Raw genomic sequence first — 4389 nt, 5'->3', positions numbered from 1 at the left:
GCGGCCGCGCCTGAAACATCACGTAACGTCGCGAAACGCCCCCGGGGTCGTCCCCGGGGGCGTTTCGCTGCGGGAAACAGCCCTAACGGTCGACGATCTCGCCCTCGATGGCCGCGCCCGGCTCGGCGGCCGGCGGCGGCGCGGTCGGCTGCGGCGGGGTCGGCTGCGGCGCGCCCCGGTACACCCGCACCCGGCGCGGGCCGAACAGGTCACCGGCGACCATCGACGACACCCGCCGCTCGGTGGCCCGACGCACCCCACCGCCGGCCACCCGCCGCAGCGGCGGCACCAGCAGCAGCAACCCCACCACCGCGCTGACCAGGCCGGGCAACGCCAGCAGCAAGGCGCCCAGCAGACCCANNCCGGAAGGCCCGCCACGCCCGCATGCCCTCGCGGCGCAGCAGCACCAACCCCAGCATCGACGCCGCGAACACCAGCAGCACCGCCGCGCCGAACCCGACGGCCCGGCCCACCAGGACGAACACGGCCAGCTCCAGCAGCGTCAGCAGCAGCAGGGCCGGTGGTACGAACTTCAGTCCTCGGCGCATCTCACCTTCCCCGCCCGGTGTGTCCTCACGCCCCTCCAGCATGACACGCCGCCGCTCACGGCCACCGCGCCAACGCGTGCGGGCGGCCCCGCACCGCCGCCCGACGGTCCCGCACCCCCCACCGGGTGACCCGCCACAGCGCCTCCGCCACGATCAGCGGGCTCATTTTGCTGTCGCCGTGCTCCCGCTCGGCGAACGTGATCGGCACCTCCACGATCCGCACCCCCGCCCGGTGCGCCAGCCGCGACAGCTCCACCTGGAACGCGTACCCCTGCGACCGCACCGAACCCAGGTCGATGCCGTCCAACACCGCCGACCGGTACACCCGGTACCCGCCGGTGGCGTCGCTGACCGGCATGCCCAACGCCACCCGCGCGTACAGGTTCCCCACCCGCGACAGCAGCAGCCGCCGCCACGGCCAGTTCAGCACCCGCGCGCCGCGCGTCCACCGCGAGCCGATCACCACATCGGCGTGCCGGGCGGCATCCAGCAACGCCGGCAGGTCCTCCGGGGCGTGCGAACCGTCGGCGTCCATCTCCACCACCGCGTCGTAGCCACGCCGCCGCGCCCACGCGAAACCGGCCAGGTAGGCCGCGCCGAGGCCATCCTTGCCCGGACGGTGCAACACGTGCACCTGCCGGTCCGCGCCGGACAACGCGTCGGCGACGGCACCGGTGCCGTCGGGGCTGTTGTCGTCGGCGACCAGGACGTCCACCGCGGGCGCCGCCGCGCGGACCCGCGCCACGATACGGCGCACGTTCTCGGCCTCGTTGTAGGTGGGGATGACCACCAGGACCCGCCCCACCCCGGGATGGCCGACCGTCGCCCTGTCGGCTGCCACGCCCACCGTCGCACCGCCTCCCGTCGGCTCAGCCGGGGGTGACCCCCCGACGGCGGCGCGGCACGGCCGCGCCGGCCAGCGCCGCGACCGCCAACACCACGAGCGCCACCTCCGGCCACACCCCGGCCCAGGTGGCCGGGGTACGCCCGTCCCCGAGTCGTATCTGCCGCACCACCACGGCAGCGGTGTCGAACCCGGTCGCACCGTCTACCCGCCCGTCGGGGGAAACGAACCCGGACACCCCGACCGTGGAGGCCATCAACGCGGCCCGCCCGTGCTCCACGGCACGCAACCGCACCATCGCCAACTGCTGGCGGGCCTCGGCCACGTCGAACGTGGCGTTGTTGGTCTGCACCACCAGCAGCTGCGCGCCGCCGGTGACGGTGTCCCGGACGATGCCGTCGTAGGCCACCTCGAAACAGATCACGTCACCGAGGGTGGCCGCGCCGGCGTCCANCTGACCTTACGGGCCAGGGAACGCAACGGCACGTACTCGGCGAACGGCACCGGATGCCGTTTCGTGTACAACTGGGTCAGATCGGCGCCGCTGCCGGGACGCCACAGCAGACCCGCGTTGCGGACCTGCCCCTGCCCCGGGCCCAGCAGCACCGCCCCGACCAGCACCGGCGCGCCGATCGCGTCGGCGGCCTGGGAGATCCGGTAGCCGGCGCCCGGGTTGCGCAGCGGGTCGATGTCGCTGGAATTCTCCGGCCACACCACCAGGTCGGGGCGGCGCTGCTCACCCCGGGAGACCCGCTCGGCGAGGTCCAGGGTGGCCTCGACGTGGTTGTTCAGCACCGCCTGCCGTTGGGCGTTGAAATCCAACCCGAGGCGCGGCACGTTGCCCTGCACGATCGCCACCGTGACCGTGTCACCGGCCCCCCGCACACCCGCCGGGACGAGCGCGCCGGCGGCCAGCAGCGCCACCAGGGCGGCGGCCAGCCCGGCCACCGGCCGCCACCGCCCGGGCACGCCACGCCAGTCCCGCCAGGCGAGGGCGAGCAGGATCCCCCCGGCCACCGCGACGGCGAACGTGACCAGCGGGGCGCCGCCGAGCGCCGCCAGCCGCAGCAGCGGCGACGTGTCCTGGCTGAACGCCAACCGCCCCCACGGGAACCCGCCGAACGGCACCCGGTCACGCAGCGCCTCCTGCCCCACCCACAGCACACCGGTCAGCAGCGGCCACCCCGCCCGCCACCGGTCGGCCAGCGGGGACACCCAGGCGCTCGCGGCGCCCAGCAACGCCAGGAACGCCGCCTGCGACAGCGACAGCAGCACCCACGGCAGGTAGCCGGTGTGCAGGTTGGTCCACTCCAGCAGCGGCGCGAACAACGTCACCCCGGCGACGAACCCCAACCCGGCGCCGGCGCGCAACCGCCGCCGGTGCGCCGCCGCGGCCAGCAACGCCACCCCGACCGGCGCGAGCGGCCACACCCCGTACGGGGGGAACGCGACCAGCAACGCCAACCCGGCCAGCACGGCCGCCGGCACGGCCAGCTTCAACGGCAGGGCACCCCCACCGGGGTACGGGCGTGCCCCGTCGGCGGCACGCGGCTGTTCCCGGTCGAGCGTCGTCACCGGCACCTCACCACGATCACGGGCCGAAGGCTACCCCGCAGATCCGGTTTACCGGCCCGTACCCCCGGTCAACCCGGTTCGGCAACCGCTCACCGGCACGGTGCAGACGCTGCCATGCTCGGCAGCATGACCACCGATCGAGGACGCGGTCGGATCCTGCCGACCGCACCCGGATCGCGCGTCACCCGCGTGGAACTGTTCTACGACCTGGTTTTCGTGTTCGCGTTCCTCAACGTCACCAATGTCCTGTCCGAAACCCTGAGCGGCAGATCGTTGCTGGCTGGGCTGCTTCTGCTGTCGCTGCTGTGGTGGTGCTGGGTGTCCTTCGCCGCCCTGGGCAACGTCGTGCGCACCGATCAGGGGGTGATGCCGCTGGTCGGCGCGGTGACCGTGGCAGCCTTGTTCGTCCTGACGCTGACCCTGCCGGAGGCGTTCGCCCCGGCCCCGGCGCGGCAGCCGGCCGGGCCACCCGGCCCAGTCGTCCTCGCCGGCTGCTATCTGGTCATCCGGGCCGCTCAGGTGCTGGTCCTGCTGATGCGCGGCGGCCAGCGCGGTTGGGCCGCCCGACGCATCGGCCTGCCGCCGCTGGGCAGCGTCGCGCTGATCACGGCTGCGGCCTTGCTGCCCCACCCCCTTGAGCAGCCGTGGGAGCAATGGCTGCCGCTGGGACTGTGGCTGACCGCCATCGGCGTCGAGTACACCGCCGGCGGCCTAGCGCCCAACGCCGGCCTGACCGTCGTGTCCGCCGCGCACTGGGCGGAACGCTACGCGCTGATCCTGCTCATCGCGCTCGGCGAGTCGGTCATCTCGTTGGGATTGGGGCCGAAGTTGGGCCCTGGCCTGCCGGTCACCTGGCCCGTGATCGCGGCGGCGGTGCTCGGTATCGCCGTCATCGCCGCTCTGTGGTGGTTGTACTTCGACAGCCTGGCCCCCGCTCTGGAGCAACGGCTGCACGGCACCCGTGACATCGGCGCACGCACGGCGTTCGCCCGCGACATCTACGCCTACCTTCACCTACCGCTGATCGCGGGCATCATCATGTTCGCTCTCGGCCTCAAGCGGTACCTTGCCGGGATCGCTCAACCCCACCGCGACCCGTGGCTGCACCGGGCGGCTGACCTGGACAGCCGGGTGCTGTTCGCCGGAGTCATCATCTACATCGTCGGACTGCTGGCGTTGGGGGTCCGGGCCACACACCACATGCCGGCGATACCCACCGTGGTGGTGCTCGCGCTGGCGGTGGGGCTGCCGTGGGCCGGGCGACTGCCGGCGCTGATCGCGTTGGCGGTGCTGGCGGCGGCCAGCTTCGCGCTGGTGCTGCTCGGCCTCCGCGAGGCCGACCCCTGGCGTCGGCAGGTACGCCACACCGCGTTGAAGGAACAGGTCGCCGCCGAACAGGAGCAGTCCGAGTGGCGTCGACGC

The 4389-nt window shown here is 73.6% G+C and carries 1 protein-coding gene and 3 pseudogenes; 1 reads left to right on the top strand and 3 read right to left on the bottom strand.

What is annotated here, in order from left to right:
- Positions 1-82: 82 nt before the first annotated feature.
- The 3 genes and pseudogenes from B1205_RS01790 to lnt all read right to left on the bottom strand — a co-directional run bounded on the left by B1205_RS01790 (position 83) and on the right by lnt (position 2973).
- A pseudogene (locus B1205_RS01790) lies at positions 83-548 on the bottom strand (FxsA family protein).
- A 55-nt stretch (positions 549-603) separates the two neighbouring features.
- Positions 604-1395 (bottom strand): polyprenol monophosphomannose synthase, encoded by a 792-nt coding sequence (locus B1205_RS01785; protein ID WP_089154016.1) that lies wholly within the window; start codon positions 1393-1395, stop codon positions 604-606.
- A 22-nt stretch (positions 1396-1417) separates the two neighbouring features.
- Positions 1418-2973, bottom strand: a pseudogene (lnt, locus tag B1205_RS01780) (apolipoprotein N-acyltransferase).
- A 108-nt stretch (positions 2974-3081) separates the two neighbouring features.
- Here lnt and B1205_RS01775 point away from each other — a divergent pair.
- Positions 3082-4389, top strand: a pseudogene (locus B1205_RS01775) (low temperature requirement protein A); the annotation flags it as partial.

The sequence above is a fragment of the Micromonospora sp. NBS 11-29 genome, from assembly GCF_002140155.1.
Taxonomy (GTDB): Bacteria; Actinomycetota; Actinomycetes; order Mycobacteriales; family Micromonosporaceae; genus Micromonospora.
This window is presented reverse-complemented; position numbering and strand designations above follow the sequence as displayed.